Source organism: Actinoplanes lutulentus (assembly GCF_003259845.1).
Taxonomy (GTDB): domain Bacteria; phylum Actinomycetota; class Actinomycetes; order Mycobacteriales; family Micromonosporaceae; genus Actinoplanes; species Actinoplanes lutulentus.
The window spans coordinates 381566-401689 of sequence record NZ_QLMJ01000001.1; the positions used below are offsets into that span (position 1 = coordinate 381566).

Sequence of the window (20124 nt, forward strand, 5' to 3'; positions counted from 1 at the left end):
GTGCTAGGCGCGTTCAGCGTGGTCGGCCAGGTCGGGCGGGTAGACGACCTGGAAGCGCTCGAAGAGGGTCTCCTCCTGCTCCTCGTCGAAGGGTGTGCCCTCGGCCGCGCAGACGCGGGTGAAGTACTCGCGGTGGGCTGCCATCCAGCCGTCCCGGGTTCGGTCGTTCTCGCCCTCGGCGTGGGCGAACTCGTCGGTCACGGTCGCGAACGGGCCCAGCCGTAGCTCCACCGTGCGCAGCACCACCCGCGGCCGGCCGGCGCCGTCGCAGACAATCCAGTACACGCCGATCCTCGGCAGCGGCTCGTCCTCGAACTGCCGGGTCAGGGAGGCTGTCGCGCGCTTGCGGCCCTCAATCACCAGGGCCAGCAGGGCGTCGGCCATCGCTGCTGAGTCGCCGAAGCGTTCGACGGTGTATTCGCCGGTCAGGCCGGAGGCGGCCCAGAACTTCGCGGCGGCCTCGACATCGATGGGTGCGGACATGCCGCTCATCCTGCCAAACCCCGTTCGGTGGGCCGGTCCCAGCACGGCACCGGTGCGGGCAGGCGCTTTCCGTGACCGGGACGAGGGCACACGGATGCTCGAACCCGCGTCGTCAGGAGCACACGGATGCCCTGCGTGTGCCCGGGACACGGCTATCCAGCCGGCCAAGAGCGGCGGCTGGGGAATCATCCGAAAGGGATGAGTCAGCGCAGGGGTGGGGGAATCTAGCGTTCGGAGCTGTGACGGCTACCCAGACATCGACCACTCAGAAGCTGACTCTGCTGACGATGACCTCGATGGTCGTGGGTGGCATGGTCGGCGCGGGTGTGTTCTCGCTGCCGCGCCGGTTCGCCGAGGAGACCGGGGTTGTCGGGGCGCTGATCGCGTGGACGATCGCCGGGGCCGGCATGTTGATGCTGGCGTTCGTCTTTCAAACGCTGGCGATGCGCAAACCTGACCTCGATGCCGGTGTCTACGCGTACGCGAAAGCGGGTTTTGGCGAGTATCTCGGGTTCTTCTCGGCGTTCGGATATTGGGCGAGTGCCTGCGTCGGCAACGTGACGTACTGGGTGCTGATCATGTCGACCATCGGGGCCGTGGCACCGGGGTTCGGTGAGGGTGACACGTTGCTGTCGGTGCTGTGCTCCACCGCCGGCATCTGGCTCTTCTTCTATCTGGTGCAGCGCGGTGTCAAGGACGCGGCAGTGCTGAACCGGATCGTGACGATCGCCAAAGTCGTACCCATCATCGTCTTTGTTCTTCTGGCTCTTTTTGCTCTTGATCCTGCGGTCTTCGCCGACAATCTGCGCGGCGGCACCGATTATGGCTCGTTGTTCGAGCAGGTCAAGGGCACGATGCTGGTGACCGTGTTCGTGTTCCTCGGTGTCGAGGGGGCGAGTGTCTACTCACGGCACGCGCAGCGGCGCCAGGACGTCGGGCGGGCCACGATCCTCGGGTTTCTCAGCGTGTTCGCGGTGTTCGCGTCGGTCACCATCGTGTCGTACGGAATCCTCCCGGCAACCGAGATCGCGCAGCTCCGCCAGCCCTCGATGGGCGGGGTTCTGGAAGCCGCCGTAGGCGGATGGGGCAAGGCGTTCGTCAGCGTCGGCCTGATCGTCTCGGTGCTCGGTGCCTATCTGGCGTGGTCGCTGATGGCCGCCGAGGTGCTGTACGTCGCGGCGAAGGACGACGACATGCCGCGGTTCCTGGGGCGCACCCGGACCGGTGACGTGCCGTTCAACGCCCTGCTGCTGAGCAGCATCCTGGTGCAGATCGTCCTGATCGTCACGTATTTCTCGTCGGACGCCTTCAACTTCGCGCTTGACCTGACCAGTGCGCTGAGCCTGATCCCGTTCCTGCTGGCCGCCGGTTACGCCCTGAAAATAGCCGAGAAATCAGGCGAGAAAGTGATCGCCGTGCTCGCCGTGATCTACACGATCTTCCTGCTCGTCGCGGCCGGGCCGAAGTTCCTGCTCGTCTCGTTCATCATCTACGCCCCGGCAACGCTGCTGTTCGTCAAGGCACGCCGCGAGCAGGGCCGGGAGCTCTTCTCCGGCCGGGAACTCGTCATCCTCGCCGTCTCCGTGATCGGGGCCATCGCCGGCATCACGGCGCTGGCGGCCGGCTGGATCTCCATCTAAACGAAACCCGGAACGAGAGGGGCTCTGTTCATGTCCACCAACCTCGGCGTGTACTCGGAAGTCGGACAGCTCCGCAAGGTTCTGGTCTGCGCACCCGGTCTGGCGCACCGCAGGCTCACCCCGACCAACTCCGACGACCTGCTCTTCGACGACGTGATGTGGGTGGAGAACGCCCAGCGCGACCACGGCGACTTCGTGAACAAGCTGCGCGGCCGCGGCGTCGAGGTGGTGGAGCTGCACGAGCTGCTCGCCGAGACGGTGGCCATCCCGGAGGCGAAATCGTGGCTGCTGGACCGCAAGATCGTCGCGAACGAGGTGGGCCTCGGGCTGGTCACCGACACCCGGGCGTTCCTCGACGAGCTGAAACCTCGTGAGCTGGCCGAGTTCCTGATCGGCGGGCTGGCGACCAGCGACCTGCCGGACGATTTCCGCTCCGGGTACGTGGCCCTGGCCCGGGAGGCGACCGGCGCCCGCGAATATCTGATGCCGCCGCTGCCGAACACGCTGTACACCCGGGACACCACGTGCTGGCTCTACGGCGGGGTGACGCTGAACCCGCTGTACTGGCCGGCGCGGCACGACGAGACGCTGCTGATGAAGGCGATCTACACGTTCCACCCGGACTTCAAGGGTGCCACGGTGTGGTGGGGCGACCCGGAGCAGGAGTGGGGTCTGTCCACGTTCGAGGGCGGCGACGTCATGCCGGTCGGCAACGGCGTGGTCCTGGTCGGCATGAGCGAGCGGACGTCACGGCAGGCGATCACGCAGGTGGCGGCGTCGCTGTTCGCGGCCGGCGCGGCCGAGCGGGTGGTGGTGGCCGGGATGCCGAAGCTGCGCGCGGCGATGCACCTGGACACCGTCTTCACCTTCGCCGACCGGGACATCGTCACGCTCTATCCGACCATCATGGACGCGGTGCATACGTTCAGCCTCTACCCGTCGGACCGTGAGCCCGGCGTGGACGTCGTCGACGAGGGCGACCGCAAGTTCACCGAGGTGGTGGCCGAGTCGCTCAATCTCAAGGCGCTGCGGGTCATCGAGACCGGCGGTGATGTGTACGCCTCCGAACGCCAGCAGTGGGACAGCGGGAACAACGCGGTGGCCGTAGCACCGGGTGTCGTCTTCACCTACGACCGGAACACCACCACGAACACGCTGCTGCGACGGGCCGGCGTGGAGGTCATCACGATCGTCGGCGCGGAGCTCGGCCGGGGGCCGCGGCGGCGGGCACTGCATGACGTGCCCACTGATCCGCGATGCCGTCGACTTCTGACATGTCCTTCACATACGAGGCGCTGGTCTTCTTTCTGGCGCTGTTCGCGCTCTACAGCCCGGTGGCGGCGCTGAGCTCGTATCTGCCGTACGTCCGTGGTTACACGCACGCCGAGCAGTTGCGGCTCGCGCTCGGGCTGGCTCTGAACGCGCTGGTGTTCGTGCTGATCGCGATCTGGGTGGGCGAGCCGCTGCTGGAGTTGCTGGGCATCAGCACGGCGGCGCTGACGGCGACCGGCGGTATCGCGCTGATCCTGGCCTCGGTGCCGCTGATGCGCGGCGGCGGCGAGAAGAAGCCGGATGACAGCAATGAAGAAGTCGTCAAACCGAAGAATCCGCTCTTCACCCCGCTCACCTTCCCGCTCACCGTCGGCGGCACCACCTTCGCCTTCGGGGTTGCCGCCTCGGCCGACGTGGGCGACGTCCCCGGCCGGCTCTGGCTGTCGGTCGCGGCGCTCGCGTACGGCATCGTCACCGGCGTGACGCTCTATCTCTCCGGACACGTCGAGCGCCGGATCTCCCTGGAGACCTCGGCGATCCTGGACCGGGTGGCCGGCATCCTGCTGACCGCCATCGCGGTGATCCTGCTGGCCAACGGCTTCACCGACCTGGTGACGGCCAGGCTGAACAGTTGATCACGCGCCTCACCCGATGAACCACGCCGCCGTCGCACCCGGCAGCAGCGGCCCGTCGAACGGCGAACTCGCCAGCACCAACTGAAGATCAACCGGCAACGGCGCCGGCGAATCACCCACGTTGACCACGCAGACGAACCCGGGCTCCCGGCGAAAAGCCAGCACACCGGGAGCGGCCGGAATCCACTCCATATCCCCGTCGCCCAGTGCCGGCAGCAGCCGCCGCTGACGTAACGCCGCCCGGTAGAGCCGCAACATCGACTCCGCGTCGTCGCTCTGCCGCTCCACGGTCAGCCCGGCCCACTCGTCCGGCTGGGGCAGCCAGGACTTCTCCCCCGGCCCGAATCCGTACGACGGCGACTCCCCCGACCAGGGCAGCGGCACCCGGCAGCCGTCCCGCCCGGGATCCGTGCCGCCGCTGCGGAAGAACGTCGGGTCCCGCCGCGCCGCGTCCGGCAGATCCAGCACCTCCGGCAGGCCGAGTTCCTCACCCTGGTAGACGTAGGCCCCGCCGGGCAGGGCGAGCATCAGCAACGCGGCGGCGCGCGCTCGGCGTACCCCTGCCTCGCCCCCGCCGTAACGCGTGACGTGCCTGGTCACGTCGTGGTTGGACAGCACCCAGGTGGCCGGGGCGCCGACCGCCCGCAGCGACCGCAGGCTCTCGTCGATCGCCGTCCGCAGCGCCTCCGCCGTCCACTTCGCGGAGAGGAACGTGAAGTTGAACGCCGTGTGCAGCTCGTCCGGCCGCAGATAGCGGGCGAGCCGCTCCGGATTCTGCACCCAGATCTCCCCGACAAAGATCAATTCCCTGGGGTACGCGTCCGCGAGCGCCCGCCATTCCCGGTAGACGTCGTGCACCTCGTCCAGATCCCAGTGCGGATGTCCTTCCGGGGCGGCGCCGGTGGTGAACGAGTCCACGTCGGGCATCTGCGGGTCCTTGGCGAGGCCGTGCGCCACGTCGACGCGGAACCCGTCGGCCCCCCGGTCGAACCAGAACCGCAGGATGTCCCGGAACTCGGTGCGGACCTCGTCGTTCGTCCAGTCCAGGTCGGGCTGCTCGGGGGCGAACAGGTGCAGGTACCACTGGCCGCCGGCCCGGCTCCAGGCCCGGCCGCCGAACGCGCTGATCCAGTTGTTCGGTGGCTGGTCGCCGCCGGGCCCGTCGCGGAACAGGTATCGGGCCCGCTCCTGGCTGCCGGGCGGCGTGTCCAGCGCCGCCCGGAACCAAGGGTGCCGATCGGAGGTGTGGTTCGGCACCAGATCGAGGATCACCCGGAGGCCGAGCTGATGGGCGTCCTCGATCAGCGCTTCGGCGTCGGCAAGGGTGCCGAAGCGCGGGTCCACGTCACGGTGGTCGGCGACGTCATAACCGTTGTCGGCCTGCGGCGACGGGTAGAACGGGTTGAGCCAGACCGCGTCGACGCCGAGCGAGCGCAGGTAGGGCAGGCGGGACCGGACGCCCGGCAGGTCACCGATCCCGTCGCCGTTCGAGTCGGCGAAACTCCACACGTAGACCTGGTAGATGACGGCGTCACGCCACCAGGTCACGGAGTCTGCTCCATCCGTTCGCGCAGCTCCTCCTGCTCGAACCGGGCGAGGTCGGCCGCTGCCTCCTCGTCGCGGGTCAGGTTCTCCCCGGTACGCGGATCGAACAGGTGCAGCCGGCCGGTGTCCGCCCAGAACTCGGCCTCGTGGTTCTCCCGCAGCCGGCTCATCGCGTCGATCGAGATGATCAGCTGACTGCGCAGCGCCTCGCTGTCCAGCTCGGCGGCGAGCTTCGCCAACTCCTCGGCCACCTCCGGGTTGGACTCGAACGGGATGTACGCGTACTGCGAGTCGCCGAGCCACTCGGTGACGTCGACCGGCGCCCGGAACGTCACGCCGCGCTCCCGTTTCACCGGGTCGAGCAGGCGCGCGTCCTCGAAGTGCTCGGGCCTCAGGCCGGCGATCAGCAGCTGCCCGTCGGTGACCTTGCCGGCCGCGGTGGCCGGCACGTCCGCCTCCAGGAACGGCAGGGTCAGCCGATTGCCCGAGACGACAGCGGGCATGAAGTTCATCGGCGGGGACCCGATGAAGCCGGCGACGAACATGTTGACCGGCTGCTCGTACAGCTCGCGGGGTGACGCGACCTGCTGGAGCAGGCCGCGGCGCAGCACCGCGACCCGGTCGCCGAGGGTCATCGCCTCGGTCTGGTCGTGCGTCACGTACACCGTGGTGGTGCCGAGCCGCCGTTGCATCCGGGAGATCTCGGTACGCATCTGGCCCCGCAGTTTCGCGTCCAGGTTCGACAGCGGCTCGTCGAAGAGGAACGCGTTGACCCGCCGGACGATGGCCCGGCCCATCGCGACCCGCTGCCGCTGCCCGCCGGAGAGGTTGGCCGGCTTGCGGTCCAGGTGCTCGTCGAGCTCCAGCATCGAGGCGGCGTCGCGTACCCGGGTCTGTATCTCTTCTTCTTTGATCTTTTTGTTCAGTCGCAGTGGAAACGCGATGTTCTCGAAAACGGTCAGGTGCGGGTAGAGCGCGTAGTTCTGGAAGACCATGGAGAGGTTGCGGTCGCGGGGCGCTTTCTCGTTGACCCGGTCGCCGCCGATCAGCATGTCCCCGGAGGTGATGTCCTCCAGACCGACGATCATCCGGAGCAGGGTGGATTTCCCGCAGCCGGACGGCCCGACCAGGATCATGAACTCGCCGTCCGCGATGTCGAGGCTGACGTCGTTGACGGCTTTGAAGCCGTCGCCGTACTCCTTCACGATGTTGCGCATCTCGATGGCAGCCATGCTCGAACTCCTTTCAGCCCTTCACGGCGCCGGACGTCAGACCGGCCACGATCTTGCGTTGGAACAGCAGCACGAGGATCACCACGGGGATGGTGACGACCACCGCGGCCGCTGCGATCGGCGCGGTCGGCTGGGAGAACTGCGAGGCGCCCTGGAAGAACGCGAGGGCCGCGGGGACGGGACGGGCGGCCTCGCTGGAGGTGAGGGTGATGCCGAAGACGAAGTCGTTCCAGACCGCGAAGAAGGTCAGGATCGCCGCGGTGAACACACCGGGCGAGGCCAGCGGGACGATCACCCGGCGGAACGCCTGCCAGGCGGTGGCGCCGTCGACCTGGGCGGCCTGTTCCATCTCCCAGGGGATCTCCCGGAAGAACGCCGCCAGGACGTAGACGGCGAGCGGCAGCGAATACGAGAGGTACGGAATGATCAACCCGAGCCACGTGTCGTAGAGGCCGATCGTGCGCCACAGGTTGAACAGCGGCGTGGCGATCGCGATCACCGGGAACACCGTGATGGCCAGGGCCACCCCGAGGACCAGGCGCTTGCCGGGGAACTCCAGGCGGGAGATGGCGTACGCGGCGAGGGTGGCCAGCACCACCGAGATGGTGGTGGCGATGATCGCCATGCCGACCGAGTTGCGCAGCGCCGTGGTGAACAGGTCGGACGCGAAGACGGTCCGATAGTTCGCCCAGCTCCAGACGGTGGGCAGGAACGAGTTGTTGGTGATGTCGTCACCCTCCTTGAAGGAGAGCGAGACGATCCAGAAGACCGGGACCAACGCGTACGCGATGACCGCGAGGGCGCCCAGGATCCAGTAGACCTGTGTCCGGCGGCTCACCTTCACTTGCGATCACCCCTCGCCTGCGACAGGTCGGTGCGGAACACCTTGATGAACAGGAAGGCGATCAGGACGACGAGGATCGCCAGGATGACGCTGACCGCCGAGCCGAGCCCGATCATGACCCGGCTGATGGTCTGCCGATAGGCGAGGAAGGACAGCGTCTCGGTGCCCTGCGCGCCGGCCGTCATGATGAACACGCTGTCGAAGATCCGGAACGCGTCCAGGGTCCGGAACAGCAGCGCCACCATGATCGCGGCCTTCATGTTCGGCAGGATCACCCGTTTCACCCGCTGCCAGGCCCGGGCGCCGTCGACTTTCGCCGCTTCCAGGTAGTCCTCCGGGATCTGCGCGAGCCCGGCGAGCAGCAGCAACGACATGAACGGCGTGGTCTTCCAGATCTCCGCGACGCAGACCGTGAACAGCGCCGACCAGGTGCCGCCGAACCAGTCGAAGTCACCGAGCCCGAGCAGCGGGTTCACAAAGCCGTAGGTGTTGCTGAACGCGTACGCCCAGGCGTACGCGGAGACGACCGTGATGATCCCGTAGGGCACCAGGATCGCGGTGCGCAGCGGGGTCCGCAGGTGCAGCGCCCGGTGCATCACCATGGCCAGGGCGAACCCGAGGACCAGCTCGATCGCGACGGTCACCACGGTGATCAGCGAGGTGACGCCGAACTGCCGCCAGAACAGCCCGTCGGTCAGGATCATCGCGTAGTTGCCGAGCCCGATGAACTCGCGCCCGGCCGGATCGGTCAGCCGGTAGTCGAACAGGGAGAGCCAGAGCGCGTTGAGGATCGGGTACCCGGTCACCAGCACCATCGCCAGGAACGCCGGGCCGGCGAGCATCCAGCCCAGGTTGCGTTCCTTACGCGTACGGTCGCTGATCTTCGCTCGGCGTGCCTTGGGTACGGGCTTCGCCACGGTGGACACAGCCATCGCCCCTCCTCAGATCAGCCGTTTGTTGGACAGGACGTCCTCGAGCAGCTGGTTCGCCTCTCGAGGGGTGGTCGCCGGGTCGAGCGCGTCCGGCGGGTGGAAACCGGCCTGGATGGACCCGGTGACGTCGCCGTAGTACGGGCTGACCGGCCGGGGCGTCGCGGTGTCCATGCCGGTCCGGATCTCGTCGGCCATCGGGAACATGTCCCGGATCTCCTGGTCGTCGAAGACCGCGCCGAGCGCCGCCGGGTTACCGGCCGTGATCATGAATTCCTTCTGGCTCTGCGCCGACGCGAGGCACCGGATCGCCTCGACCGCGAGATCGGCACGCGTGCTGAACGCGCTCACCGACAACCCCAGCCCGCCGGACGGTGGCGCACCCGGAGTCCCGGCGTTGACCTGCGGGTACGCCGCCCAGCCGATGTCGTCCTTCCAGCCGGCCGGCAGCGAGCCCTCCTCGATGGCGGAGTCGAACGCCGCCCACACGTACGGCCAATTGACCATGAAGCCGCCGTCGGCGGCCTGGAAGGCGGCCCGGGAGTCCTCCTCGCCGGCGGTGCTGAACCCGGCCGGGGCGGCCGGCGAGACCGCGAGGTCGTGCATGACCCGGACCGCGGCCTCACCGGCCGGGCTGTCCAGCTCGCCGCGCACCTGGTTGGCCGGCAGATCCTCGGAGCCCTCCGCCAGGATCGTCCCGCCGGCCGACGCCACCAGGGCGTTGACCCAGACCATCAGGCTCTCGTTGCGGCGGCCCTGCGCGGCCAGGGTCACCCCGGCCTGCTCGGCGCCGCGGATCAGCTGGTCCCAGGTGACCGGACCGGCCGACGGGTCGACGCCGGCTTTCTGCAGCACCGATTTGCGGTACCACAACAGCTGGGTGTTGCCGTAGAGCGGCGCGGACCAGAGCTCGTCGCGGAACGTCGACTGCTCCAGCGGTCCTTTGAGGACGCCGTCGGAGAACTCCTGCCGCTCGTCGCCGGTAAACGGCCGCAGGAAACCGGCGTTGGCAAACTCCGCCATGAACGGCGGGTCGACGCTCACGATGTCCAGCGATCGATCCTCGGCGGCGAGCCGGCGCAGCAGCTGCTCACGGCCACCGGCCGCGTTGTTCGGCAGGCGCTGGATGTTGAACGCGTAGGCGCCGCCGGACTCGGCGGCGCATCGCTGCGCCACGTCCTGCTGGGCGGCGTCGGCGATGTAGTAGGTCAGGGTTTTCGCATCACCGGTGCCGCCACCGCACCCGGCCAGCACCGAGGCTGCCAGGAGGAGGGCGGCGGCAGAGTTCCTGTGCACCACGGTGCCATCCCTTCGTCGCTGAAGGTGGACCTTGGAATCGCTTCCAGCAACCACCGTTCATGTGACGCAGGTCTCATGTCAAGAGAGTCAGCGTCATCTGCGATTCCCTCTCCCAGGGGATACTGGAACCGTTTCCACGACTAAGGTGGAGCGGTGGTCAACATGGCCGACGTGGCACGCCTGGCCGGCGTGTCGATGGCCACCGCCTCCCGCGCGCTCAGCGACCATCCGCACGTGGCGCCGGCGACCAGAGCGCGCGTGCTGGACGCCGCCGCCGAGCTGGCGTACGTCGTCTCCCCGGAAGCATCCCGCCTGGCCGGCGGTGTCACCGACCGCATCGCGGTGGTGGTCCCGCATCTGTCCCGCTGGTTCTTCGGCGCGCTGCTGGACGGCCTCGAGTCGGTGCTGCGTGAGGCCGACAAGGACCTGCTGATCTACCACGTCGGCGACGCGGCCGACCGGAAGTCGTTCTTCGAGCGGTTACCGGCTCGTCGCAAGGTCGACGCCGTCGTCGTTCTCGGGATGCCGATCGCCCGGCCCGAGCGGGAACGCCTCGAGATGATGGGCGTGCACATCGTCGCGGCCGGCGGGCAGATCGAGCCGTACCCGTTCGTCTCGATCGACGACATGGTGGCCGGCCGCCAGGCCGTCAACCACCTGCTCTTCCTCGGTCACCGGCGGATCGCGATGATCGCCACCAACGACCCCGGGCAGCCGGGCTGGCCGATCCGGGCGGGGCGCTCCCGGGCGTACCACGCGGCGCTCGCCGACGCGGGCCTGCCGGCCGATCCGGACCTCGCCGTCACGGTGCCGTGGGGCGGCGCCGCCGGCGCCGAAGCGATGGCCGAGCTGCTCAGCCTGCGCGAGCCACCGACCGCGGTCTACGCGCACTCCGACGAGGTGGCGCTCGGCGCTATCCGCACGATCCGCCGGGCCGGTCTGCGCGTGCCCGAGGACATCTCGGTGATCGGCATCGACGACCACCCGCTCGCCGAGCTGACCGACCTCACCACGGTGGCCCAGCCGGTCCGCGACCAGGGCGCGCTCGCCGGCCAGGTGGTGCTCGGCCTGCTCAGCGGCGCGGCCACCGACCCGGGGATCACCATGGCGACCCGGCTCGTGGTGCGCGGGTCAACGGGTCCTCCCCGCGTTGCCTAAGCTCAGGTGATGGCAGCGCGCAGCATCGTCACGACCCGGGACTGGGACGCCGGGGCGGGCAAGCTCACCCGGCACGAGGGGACCGAGTTCTCCGGCCTCGACCTCTGCGAGACCGACCTGACCGGCATCGAGTTCGACGGCTGCACCTTCCGCGACGCCCGTTTCAACTGCTCGCAGCAGACCGACGTCGCGTACCTGAACTGCACGTTCGTGAACTGCAACTTCTTCGACGCCACGTTCACCAACTGCAAGACGGTCGGCAGCCATTTCGAGCGCTGCTCGTTCGACATCACCACGGTCGAGGGCGGCGACTGGTCCTTCACCAGCCTGATCCGCGCCGACCTGAGCAGCGCCACACTGACCGGCGTCCGGATGCGCGAGACCGACCTGACCGGCGCGAAATGCCGGAACGGCACGCTGCGCGACCTCGATCTCTCCGGAGCCACCCTGACCGCCGCCGACCTCACCGGCTGCGACCTGCGAGGCTCCGACATCTCCACCCTCAACCCCACCGAGACTTCGGTACGCGACGCCGTCATCACCATCGAGCAGGCCGTCACGATCGCGATGTCACTGGGCCTCCAGATCCGCGACTGACAGCCGGGGCGCCGGGGTCTCCCGCCCGGTGCCGGCCTTGAAGCGGACCGCCTTGTGAGTCCCGTCGCAGAACGGCTTGACGGCGGAGCGCCCGCAGCGGCACAGGGCGACCGTCCCGCGCCCGGGGTCGATGCGCTCACCGTCCGGCGTGTGCAGCTCGAAGTCCCCGCGCACGATCAGCGGGCCGTCTTCGTAAGGAACGATGTCGGCGATCACGGGTGACAAGTGCCCGCCGGGTGACCGCCGAAACCGATCGTTTGACCAGGTCCGTCCAGGGAAGCCTGAGGCCATGAAACTTCCGTCCGCACGTGGTCCGGTGTCGGCCGCCCTGATCGACGTCCTGTCCGGCCGGAGCACCGCGCTACCGGCCCGGCCGGCCTTCGACTCCGACGGCGACCTGCACCTCACGCTGTTCGTCTGTTACGAGCTGGCGTACCGCGGATGGGACGGCGTGGACGACGACTGGGAGTGGAACCCGGACGTGCTGCGGCTGCGCGCCGTCGCCGAGGAACGATTCATGGCGGCGCTGCACGATCTCGCGGGGCCGCCGGAGCCGGTCGACCCGGCGACGGTCCCGCAGCGGCTGCGCGAGCTCGCCGACGCGGACAGCGACGGGCCCTCGCTCTCCGGATATCTGCGCGGCCGGGCGACACACGAGCAGTTCCGGGAGTTCGTCGCGGAGCGGTCGGTGTACCACCTGAAGGAGGCCGACCCGCACACCTGGGCCATCCCCCGGCTCGCCGGCCAGGCCAAAGCGGCGCTCATCGAGATCCAGATCGACGAGTACGGCAACGGACGCGCCCCGAGGATGCACCAGGAGCTGTTCACGGCGACGATGCGCTGGTTCGGCCTGGACACCACGTACGGCGGGTACGTGGACACGGCCCGCGCCGAGACGCTCGCGAACAACAACCTGATGTCGCTGTTCGGCCTGCACCGCCGGAACCGGGGAATGATCATCGGGCATCTCGCGGCGTACGAGATGACGTCGACGGGTCCGAACCGGGCGTACGGCAACGGGCTGCGCCGGCTCGGCGGGGACGCCGAGGCGACGGCGTTCTACGACGAGCATGTCGAGGCCGACGCGGTGCACGAGCAGATCGCCGCGCACGACCTGGCCGGGTCGTTCGCCCGGGCCGAGCCGGAGCTGGCCGGTGACGTGCTCTTCGGCGCCCGCTGCGCATTGGCTCTGGACACCGTCTGGGCGGCGGGCATGCTGGCGTCCTGGCACGTGAAAAGCCTGGCCGGAACCGGTGGGTGAACGCCTGCTCGCAAGCGACTCACGGCCAGCCGACATACTGGAACGAACAACAGCACGCCGGTTGAGCCCGATCACAGGAGATTTGCATGACCGTGTCCGGCTTCGCCGACCTGCAATTGCGCCCCGAACTTCTCAAGCCTCTCGCCGATCTCGGGTACGAGGAACCCACCCCGATCCAGGCCGAGGCCATTCCTCCGCTGCTCGCCGGCAGTGACCTGCTCGGGCAGGCGGCGACCGGTACCGGCAAGACCGCGGCGTTCGCCCTGCCGGTCCTGCAGCGCCTCGACGCCGGCCGCGCAGAGCGAGGCCCGGCCGCCCTGGTCCTGGTGCCGACCCGCGAGCTGGCCATGCAGGTCTCCCAGGCCTTCCACCGGTACGGTCGCGACCTCGGCGCCCGGGTCGTCCCGATCTACGGCGGCCAGCCGATCGGCCGGCAGCTGCAGGCTCTGGACCGCGGCGTCGACGTGGTGGTCGCCACGCCGGGCCGTGCCCTCGACCACATCTCCCGGGGCACCCTCGATCTGAGTGCCGTGCGGACCGTCGTGCTCGACGAGGCCGACGAGATGCTCGACATGGGCTTCGCCGAGGACATCGAGGCGATCCTGGTGGAGACGCCGGAGGACCGGCAGACCGTGCTGTTCTCGGCGACCATGCCGGGCCGCATCGACGCCATCGCGCGGCGGCACCTGCGGGAGCCGGTCCGCATCCAGATGGGCCGTGCCGAGCCGGAGCCGGGCAGCGCGCCGCTGGTACGCCAGAGCGCCTACGTGGTGGCCCGCCCGCACAAGCCCGCCGCCCTGGGCCGTGTGCTGGACGTGGAGTCGCCGACCGCCGCGATCGTGTTCTGCCGTACCCGCGAGGAGGTCGACCAGCTCACCGAGACGCTGAACGGCCGGGGCCAGCGGGCCGAGGCGCTGCACGGCGGGATGAGCCAGGAGCACCGCGACCGGGTCGTCAACCGGCTCCGCGACGGCCGGGCCGACCTGCTGGTCGCCACCGACGTGGCGGCCCGGGGCCTGGACATCGACCGGCTCAGCCACGTGGTGAACTACAGCCTGCCGGCCGCGCCGGAGACGTACGTGCACCGGATCGGCCGGGTGGGCCGGGCCGGGCGTGAGGGCGTCGCGATCACCCTGGCCGAGCCGCGCGAGCACCGCATGCTCAAGGCCGTGGAGCGGACCACCGGGCAGCGGATCCTGCTGCAGAAGGTGCCGACGGTCGCCGATCTGCGTACCCGCAAGCTGGAGATGACCCGCGCCGCCCTGCAGGAGAGCCTGCTCACCGACGACCTGGAGCGCTTCCGCGTGGTCGTCGAGACGCTCACCGACGAGTTCGACGTGATGGAGGTCGCGCTCGCCGCGGTGAAGCTGGCCCACGAGCTCAACGGCGGCGACCTCGACGACGAGCAGGACATCCCGGAGACCGCGCTGCGCCCCGAGCGGGAGCGGCGCGACACCGTCCGGCCGACCGGGCGGGGGGCCGCGCGAGGCGGGCACACCACCCGGCTGTTCATCAACTCCGGCCGCAGCAACCGGATCCGCCCGCAGGACCTGGTCGGTGCGATCACCGGGGAGACCCGGCTCAGTGGCCGCGACATCGGCGCCATCGAGATCGCCGACAAGTTCTCGCTGGTGGAGGTGCCGGCCGACGCGGCCGACGAGGTCATCACCGCGTTGCGGCACGCGTCGATCCGAGGCCGTAAGGTACTGGCCCGCCGCGACCGCGACAAGGACCAGCGCCGCCCTTGATCAGCTGGCGGTCTCTCCGGCTTTCTCGCCGACTGACTCTTCGACCGCCTCTCCGGCGAACAGGTGCTGGAGGTTCGTCACTTCGAGGACCATCCGCACCATCGGGCCGGGGTCGCGCAGCAGCAGCGTGACGTTCTGCGCGGTGGCGGCTCGCCGGGCCGCCACCAGCACGCCGAGGGCGGACGAGTCGAGGAACGTCACCTGGCTCATGTCGACGATCAGCTGGGAGCAGTCACGCCGGTCCAGCACCTGCTGGAACACCTGGCGCAGGACCGCGGCGTTCGCGACGTCCAGGTCGCCTTCCGGGGAGAGAACGAGGGTGTCGCCCTCTCGTTCGATCGTCCAGTCCATCGACGTTTCCTCCATCAGTTCCGGCGGGCGGGCGCACTCTACCCATCGTGGGAACGAGCGAAACCCGGTGTGCGCCACGGTATAAGACAGTGCTCGATGAGCGAGAGCTGGCGGGCCGGCGCGGACAGCGGGGAACGCATGACCGCAAATGCCTGCTGGCCCATGCCGACCGCGAAGAGCACGTCGCTCACGTCGTCGACCGGGGTCTCCGGCACGAGCTCGCCGTCCTGGACCGCCTCGACGAGGTGATCCCGGACCAGCACGCTCCAGTGGCCGGCGACGTCCTTCCCCGCGCCGATCCGCTCGTTGGCGGCGAGCCGCCCCCAGAAGCCGACCACCACGTACGCCTCTTCGACGGTCTCCTTCTCCAGCGGGTAGATCTCGCGGAGCATCGCGTGGACGGCGTCGAGGCCGCGCCGGCCGGCGGTGGACGCGGCGAGCCGGGCGTTGGTCCGCTCCGAGATCCGCTGGTACGCGGCCGCCGCCACGTCGTCGAACCCGTCGAAGTAGTGCCAGAGCGCGCCGGTGCCGACACCCAATTCGGCCGCGGTCGCCCGGCTGGTCGCGGCGGGCATCCCGGCACGGGTGACGACGGCCAGGAACGCCTCGACGATCTCGTTCCGGCGGGCTTCGTGATCGACGATCTTCGGCACGACTGCGCACGTTACCGGTCGTGGGTCACTCGATCGACATGGTCGAGTGATCTTTTTCGAGCAGACGCTCGATAAACGTCACAGGCTCATGTGGATGCGGATGCTGGTGCCGTCCGGGCGGGCGTGGATGCGCACCAGGTCGCAGAGCTGGTGCGCCAGGATCAGCCCGCGGCCGCCCTCCGAGCTGGATGCCGGCGGGATCCGGCCGGCGAGCGGGTCGGCCAGGTGGCCGCTGTCGTCGACCTGGCAGACCAGCATGCCGGCCTCGTCCCAGACGCTGATCGCCGCGCCGGCGCCGGTATGGGCCAGGCTGTTCTCGGCCAGTTCGTTCAGCGCGATGGTCAGGTCGTCGGCGCGCTCGGCCGGCAGACCGGCCGCGCCCGCCCGGGCCGCGACGAACCGGCGCACCCGCGACAGCTCGGCCACCTGGGTGAACGACAGCGTCCCGGCCCGCGACGGCACCTCCGGCAACGGCTGGTTGAAACCCTCGGCGGTCCGGTACGGGTCCACGTACCACGGGCTCGGCCGGCGGGCGCCGCCGACGATCATCACGGGATGGGTACGCCACGCGTCGTGCAGCCGTGTCCGGTCCAGCTCCGACGCGTCGTACGGGCAGAGGATCGCGGCGTCCCGGCCGGCGAACACCGCGTTGATCATCGCCTCGTGGGCGGCGCAGGCGGGGTACTCCACCGTGGACCGGCCCGGCCAGATCGGCTCCCCGATGATCGACACTCGGCGCCCGGCGTGCTCGGCGGCGAACGCCAGCAGCACACACGGGATGATCCGGCCGGGATTGCGGCCGTCCACCGCCATGTCGGCGAACCGGACCGCGGTACCCAGGTCGGCCAGCTCGTCGCGGAGCATCGTCAGGTTGTCGCCCGGAACCGCCACCAGCACCGCGTCACCGGCCGCGACCGCGGCCCGCGCGAAGGCGGCCGTGCCGCGCCGGTATTCGCCGGGAGTGCGGTACAGCAGACCTGGGTGATCGAACTCCACAGTCGCAGTGATCATCGAGTTCACGCCGGTGATTACGTTCGGGCCGGTCATCGAGTTCACGTGCCCTCCATCCGCGCCTCAGGGTACTCGGCGAATCGCCGGATATCGGAAGTTCACCCTCCTGCGGTTCCACTCTGGATCACGTGGGCCGTACATGAAGAATTTACGTGTCGCACGCATCGCACTGACCTGCCGAAACGCGGATGCAATCGGGCGAAAGTGGAGGTTCCTTCGCTGGCGAAGATCAAGTCGCGACGCTACGGTTTGCACGCACGTCGGTGGGGTGGAGAAAACGCCCGCCGGTCGGTGCTTTCTGCTGCCCAGATTGGATTTACGTTGGCGCCCACACCGGCCGACCAGTCGACCGCACCCCTGAGGCGCTCCCGACGTCAGCAGTCGATCAAACGACGCGTCGTCCGACTGGTCCTCGTACCCAGTGTCGTGGCCCTCTTGATCTGGTTCGCCGCCTCCGGCTACCTGATCTTCCAGGGCTTCTACAACCGCGCGGTCGCGATCTCGGTACGGGACGTCTCGATCCCGGCCGTCTCCGCCCTCTCCTCGATCCAGCAGGAGCGGCGGCTCAGTGTCGCGTACCTGGCCCGGCCGTCGACCAACCTGAACTCGCTGCTCGAACAGCGCCGCACCACCGACGGCCAGCTCACCGAGCTGCGCGAGGTGGCGCCCGGCGCGCTCAGCCAGGCGCCCGACTCGATCAAGAACCAGTGGCAGACCCTGGTCGGTTACCTCGATCAGCTGCCGGCCATGCGCAGCTCGATCGACGCCAGGTCGACCACCCCGGGCCGCGCCTACGACGTCTACAACGAGCTGCTCGACGCCGCCACCACCCTGTTCGACATCCAGGCGCGGATCACCCCGGACGCGACCGCGGCCCTCGGCGGTGTGACGTCCGTCGAGATGTTCAAGGCCAGTGACCTGATGTCGCGGGCCGCGTCGACGATGGACGGCGCGTTCGCCGCGAAGGCGCTCGGCCGCTCCGACCACCTGGAGTTCGTCCGGCTGGTCGGCGCGTACCGGTTCGAGCTGGACAACATCCGGGACCACCTGGAGCCGACCGTCCGCGAGCGGCTGCAGACCATGGAGGCGAGCAGCGCCTGGAACGACCTGAACGGCGCGGAGAACTCGATCATCGCGAGCGCACCCTGGAAAAAGGGCGTGCCGGGCGGGGTCACGGTCAACCGGGACCGCTGGGCGATGATCACCGGCACCGTCTCGCAGAGCCTTGTCGACCTGACCATCGACGAAGCCGACCAGGTTTCCGCGCGTACCCTGCGCACCGGTAACAACCAGCTGCTCACCGCGCTGCTCGGCAGTCTCGTGGCGCTGGCCATCTCGATCGGTGTCATCCTCTGGGCGCTGCGCTCGTCCGCGGTCCTGGTCGACCGTGCCCTGTCGACCCGCCTGTCCCGCCTGGGCACCGACGCCGGTGCGCTGGTCGACACCCACCTGCCGGCCGTCATGGCCCGGCTGCGCAAGCGCGAGTCCGTGGACCTGGAGACCGAGTTCGCCGCGACCGATTACGGCAGCGACGAGATCGGCCAGGTCGCCGACGTCATCCACCGCTCGCTGACCGTCGCCGCGGAAGCCGCCGTCGACGAGGCGAAGGCCCGCGCCGCCGGCACCGCGATGCTCATGGGTGTCGCCCGCCGCCCGCAGCGCCCGCTCCAGCGCGGCCTCAAGGTGATCGAGGACCTGCAGGGCCAGATCGGCGACGAGAAGCTGCTGACCCACCTCTTCGACATCCATCACCAGCTCAACCAGACCCGGCGCTTCCTGGAGAACCTGGTCATCCTCGCCGGCGGCCAGATCGGACGGCGGTTCTCCAAGCCGGTGCCGCTGCGCCGGGTGCTGCTCGCGTCGTTCGCCGAGGCCCGCGACTACCAGCGGATCAACCTGCGCGGCGCGACCGACGTGGCACTGGTCGGGTACGCGGTCGCCGAGGTCATCCACCTGATGGCGGAACTGCTGGACAACGCCCTGGCGTTCTCCCCGCCCGGCACCACGGTCTGGGTCACGTCGAGCCGGGCACAGCACGGCGTCGCCGTGGAGATCGAGGACGCCGGCGTCGGCATGAGCCAGGAGGCGATCGACCGGGCGAACACGCTGCTCGCGACAGCGCCCACGCCCGAGGTGACCGAGCTGAAGGACGGCTCGCAGGTCGGCCTCTACGTGGTGGCCGAGCTGGCCAAGCGGGAGGGCCTGCAGGTCAGCCTGCGGCGCTCGGCGTACGGCGGCCTGCTCGCGATCGTGCTGCTGCCGGAACGACTGCTGATCCACAACAGCGAGCCGGACGAGGACACCGGTTCGGTGTCGGCGCCGGTCACCCCCGCCGTACCGCCCGCCCGGGAAGAGGCCGCACCGGCTCCCGCCCCGGTTGCGGTTCTGGAACGGCCTCGACAGATGACACCTGCACCGGACATAGCGGTACCGGCGACAGCGGTACCGGAAAAGGCATCAGCTCCCAGCGAAACGCGTACAAAAGAAGCAGCGCGACCAGGCACCAAGCCGCCGCTGCCGCAGCGGCGCCCGCAGCAGCACCTCGCGCCCGGTCTGCGGGAAGCCGTCGAGGACGAGCCGGAGCAGGTGCTCGCGCCGCGCTCGCCGGACGACGTCCGTAACCGGTTCGCGCGCTACCAGCGCGGCTGGGCCGAAGGCCAGGCAGCCAACAACGAAACAGAAACCACCGCTGAGCAAGGCAGGGACGAATGACCAACCCGACATCTTCCATCGATCTGCCCTGGATGTTGGACGACCTCGTCGAGGTCCCGCAGGTCGTCTCCGTGGTCGTGCTCTCCACCGACGGGCTGATCGTCCAGAAGTCCACGTCGATGCAGCAGGACCTCGCGGAGATCCTCGCGGCCGGCGCGTCCTCGATGTACAGCGTCGCCGCCGGCACCGGCCGCCACTTCAAGAGCGGCCCGGTCCAGCAGGTCGTGATCGAGTACGGCGAGCACACGCTGTTCATCGCGGCGGCCGGGCAGAACGCCCGCCTCGCGGTCCTCTGCGAACAGGACGTCGACATGGGCATGGTCGCTTACGAGGTGAGCCGGCTGGTCGCCCGGATCGGCGATTACCTGAGCGCCCCGGCCCGCAGTAATGACGGGTGAAGCCTGGGACGGCGACGACGAGACCGCGGCCGGCCGGTTCGTTCCGTTGTACGTCCTCGTCAACGGACGGACCAGCCCTCGTGACACCAACCTGGACCTGGCCACCCAGGTGATCGCGGTTCCGGTCGACTCGAGCCGGCTGGAACCCGAGTACCTCCAGATCCTCGGCCGCTGCGGCGGCTGGATCTCGATCGCGGAGATCGGCGCCTACCTGCACATCCCGTTGACCATCGTGAAGGTGATGGTCGACGTGCTGCTCGAACAGGGATATCTGGACAGCGGCGCCCCCGCGCAACACAAAGTCGTCGACATGCGGCTGCTCAACGCAGTCCTGGCCGGCCTCGAACGGCTGTAGG

Annotated in this window: 20 protein-coding genes; 10 read left to right on the top strand and 10 right to left on the bottom strand. The window is 69.2% G+C overall.

Annotation, left to right across the window (positions count from 1 at the left end):
- Nucleotides 1-3 precede the first annotated feature (3 nt).
- Nucleotides 4-483, bottom strand: coding sequence for an ASCH domain-containing protein (locus tag B0I29_RS01550; protein ID WP_220091254.1), 480 nt, complete (start codon nucleotides 481-483; stop codon nucleotides 4-6).
- A 239-nt stretch (nucleotides 484-722) separates the two neighbouring features.
- Between B0I29_RS01550 and B0I29_RS01555 the strand changes: the two genes are divergently transcribed.
- Genes B0I29_RS01555 through B0I29_RS01565 form a run of 3 tightly spaced genes read left to right on the top strand, consistent with a single transcriptional unit; the run spans nucleotide 723 to nucleotide 4030 of the window.
- Nucleotides 723-2123: a basic amino acid/polyamine antiporter gene (locus tag B0I29_RS01555; RefSeq protein WP_111646978.1), complete on the top strand. Its 1401-nt coding sequence runs from the start codon at nucleotides 723-725 to the stop codon at nucleotides 2121-2123.
- Between the two features lie 30 nt (nucleotides 2124-2153).
- A complete protein-coding gene (locus tag B0I29_RS01560) occupies nucleotides 2154-3470 on the top strand; it encodes an arginine deiminase (RefSeq protein WP_245972120.1) in 1317 nt (438 codons plus the stop codon).
- Complete coding sequence (locus B0I29_RS01565) at nucleotides 3398-4030, top strand: MarC family protein (protein WP_111646979.1); 633 nt, start codon at nucleotides 3398-3400, stop codon at nucleotides 4028-4030. Before B0I29_RS01560 ends, B0I29_RS01565 begins: the two co-directional genes overlap by 73 nt.
- A gap of 9 nt (nucleotides 4031-4039) precedes the next feature.
- Here B0I29_RS01565 and B0I29_RS01570 read toward each other — a convergent pair whose 3' ends face one another.
- Genes B0I29_RS01570 through B0I29_RS01590 form a run of 5 tightly spaced genes read right to left on the bottom strand, consistent with a single transcriptional unit; the run spans nucleotide 4040 to nucleotide 9879 of the window.
- Nucleotides 4040-5578 (bottom strand): glycoside hydrolase family 13 protein, encoded by a 1539-nt coding sequence (locus B0I29_RS01570; protein WP_111646980.1) that lies wholly within the window; start codon nucleotides 5576-5578, stop codon nucleotides 4040-4042.
- Nucleotides 5575-6807, bottom strand: a complete 1233-nt coding sequence (locus tag B0I29_RS01575; protein WP_111646981.1) for an ABC transporter ATP-binding protein — start codon at nucleotides 6805-6807, stop codon at nucleotides 5575-5577. The genes B0I29_RS01570 and B0I29_RS01575 overlap by 4 nt, the downstream gene beginning before the upstream one ends.
- A 13-nt stretch (nucleotides 6808-6820) precedes the next feature.
- Nucleotides 6821-7651 carry a carbohydrate ABC transporter permease gene (locus B0I29_RS01580; protein WP_220091255.1) on the bottom strand — a complete coding sequence of 277 codons (831 nt, stop codon included), beginning with the start codon at nucleotides 7649-7651 and terminating at the stop codon, nucleotides 6821-6823.
- Nucleotides 7648-8583, bottom strand: coding sequence for a carbohydrate ABC transporter permease (locus B0I29_RS01585; protein ID WP_111646982.1), 936 nt, complete (start codon nucleotides 8581-8583; stop codon nucleotides 7648-7650). The genes B0I29_RS01580 and B0I29_RS01585 overlap by 4 nt, the downstream gene beginning before the upstream one ends.
- Nucleotides 8584-8592: 9 nt before the next feature.
- A complete protein-coding gene (locus tag B0I29_RS01590; protein WP_181557643.1) occupies nucleotides 8593-9879 on the bottom strand; it encodes an extracellular solute-binding protein in 1287 nt (428 codons plus the stop codon).
- A 162-nt stretch (nucleotides 9880-10041) separates the two neighbouring features.
- Between B0I29_RS01590 and B0I29_RS01595 the strand changes: the two genes are divergently transcribed.
- Nucleotides 10042-11037: a LacI family DNA-binding transcriptional regulator gene (locus tag B0I29_RS01595; RefSeq protein ID WP_111647323.1), complete on the top strand. Its 996-nt coding sequence runs from the start codon at nucleotides 10042-10044 to the stop codon at nucleotides 11035-11037.
- Nucleotides 11038-11046: 9 nt separating this feature from the next.
- Nucleotides 11047-11634: a pentapeptide repeat-containing protein gene (locus B0I29_RS01600; protein WP_111646984.1), complete on the top strand. Its 588-nt coding sequence runs from the start codon at nucleotides 11047-11049 to the stop codon at nucleotides 11632-11634.
- On the opposite strand, the gene B0I29_RS01605 is transcribed toward B0I29_RS01600, so the two are convergent.
- Entirely contained in the window at nucleotides 11608-11850 is a 243-nt protein-coding gene (locus B0I29_RS01605) for a CDGSH iron-sulfur domain-containing protein (protein ID WP_111646985.1), read from the bottom strand. The two genes, B0I29_RS01600 and B0I29_RS01605, sit on opposite strands and share 27 nt — an antisense overlap.
- A gap of 73 nt (nucleotides 11851-11923) precedes the next feature.
- On the opposite strand from B0I29_RS01605, the gene B0I29_RS01610 reads away from it, so the two are divergent.
- Complete coding sequence (locus B0I29_RS01610) at nucleotides 11924-12895, top strand: iron-containing redox enzyme family protein (protein WP_111646986.1); 972 nt, start codon at nucleotides 11924-11926, stop codon at nucleotides 12893-12895.
- Between the two features lie 86 nt (nucleotides 12896-12981).
- Nucleotides 12982-14643 carry a DEAD/DEAH box helicase gene (locus B0I29_RS01615; protein ID WP_111646987.1) on the top strand — a complete coding sequence of 554 codons (1662 nt, stop codon included), beginning with the start codon at nucleotides 12982-12984 and terminating at the stop codon, nucleotides 14641-14643.
- Here B0I29_RS01615 and B0I29_RS01620 read toward each other — a convergent pair whose 3' ends face one another.
- From B0I29_RS01620 to B0I29_RS01630, 3 genes are all read right to left on the bottom strand, one after another.
- Entirely contained in the window at nucleotides 14644-14994 is a 351-nt protein-coding gene (locus B0I29_RS01620; protein ID WP_181557644.1) for an STAS domain-containing protein, read from the bottom strand.
- A gap of 38 nt (nucleotides 14995-15032) precedes the next feature.
- Entirely contained in the window at nucleotides 15033-15647 is a 615-nt protein-coding gene (locus tag B0I29_RS01625; protein ID WP_111646989.1) for a TetR/AcrR family transcriptional regulator, read from the bottom strand.
- A gap of 78 nt (nucleotides 15648-15725) precedes the next feature.
- Nucleotides 15726-16694, bottom strand: coding sequence for a sensor histidine kinase (locus B0I29_RS01630; protein ID WP_245972173.1), 969 nt, complete (start codon nucleotides 16692-16694; stop codon nucleotides 15726-15728).
- 390 nt (nucleotides 16695-17084) lie between these two features.
- On the opposite strand from B0I29_RS01630, the gene B0I29_RS01635 reads away from it, so the two are divergent.
- From B0I29_RS01635 to B0I29_RS01645, 3 genes are read left to right on the top strand one after another with little or no spacing between them, the layout of a single operon-like run.
- Complete coding sequence (locus B0I29_RS01635; protein ID WP_245972122.1) at nucleotides 17085-19370, top strand: nitrate- and nitrite sensing domain-containing protein; 2286 nt, start codon at nucleotides 17085-17087, stop codon at nucleotides 19368-19370.
- Nucleotides 19367-19768 carry a roadblock/LC7 domain-containing protein gene (locus tag B0I29_RS01640; protein ID WP_111646991.1) on the top strand — a complete coding sequence of 134 codons (402 nt, stop codon included), beginning with the start codon at nucleotides 19367-19369 and terminating at the stop codon, nucleotides 19766-19768. Before B0I29_RS01635 ends, B0I29_RS01640 begins: the two co-directional genes overlap by 4 nt.
- Nucleotides 19758-20123 (top strand): DUF742 domain-containing protein, encoded by a 366-nt coding sequence (locus B0I29_RS01645; protein ID WP_111646992.1) that lies wholly within the window; start codon nucleotides 19758-19760, stop codon nucleotides 20121-20123. Before B0I29_RS01640 ends, B0I29_RS01645 begins: the two co-directional genes overlap by 11 nt.
- The last annotated feature ends 1 nt before the right edge of the window (nucleotide 20124 follow it).